General features: G+C 54.8%; 1 protein-coding gene. It reads left to right on the top strand.

The window, feature by feature from the left end:
* Window positions 1–292 (top strand): hypothetical protein (locus tag AB1L30_RS00875; RefSeq protein WP_367011452.1); only part of this gene is annotated, 292 nt, incomplete at its 5' end.
* Window positions 293–502 lie beyond the last annotated feature (210 nt).

The following is a 502-nucleotide window of genomic DNA, read 5'->3' as shown; positions in this document are numbered from 1 at the left end:
GGGCTTTTTCGCAGGCATCGTTCTTAAGAAACTTCTTCAAGTCTTCAGGAGTGCCAAGTCCGTGCACAACGACCACTCCTACATCGGCTGGGTGCAAGGTGGCGACGTGATCGAAGTCATCGATGCCGAACGTCGCAACATCGTTGTCAGCCGTCGTTCGCTCATCGAACGTAAGCGTAAGAGCGATCGCGAATCGTTGCTCAAGGAACTGGAAGTCGGTCAAACCCGCAAGGGCGTGGTCAAGAACCGCGTCGCGGTTTTAACGTTTTCGAGCATGTCGCCTGGAGGTTGATCTTCCTGCGTGTTTGATTCCATTCAATCAAGCCTCCTGAACCTGGCTAATGGCCTGTCGAACTAGGCCGCTGTTGGGACTGGCACCGCTCGAGCTGTCGCCTTTGCTGGCGATCATCTCAGGCATGATCTTCCTGATTAAGGGAGGTATCCTGACAGGCTGGTTTTACTTCCACCAAGCCAGCTCCGGCTGTTGCCAAGGCCAGCGTCA

This window comes from Bremerella sp. JC817 (assembly GCF_040718835.1).
Classification (GTDB): Bacteria; Planctomycetota; Planctomycetia; order Pirellulales; family Pirellulaceae; genus Bremerella.
The sequence above is the reverse complement of the archived record's forward strand: the minus strand, read 5'-3'. Positions and strand labels throughout refer to the sequence as shown.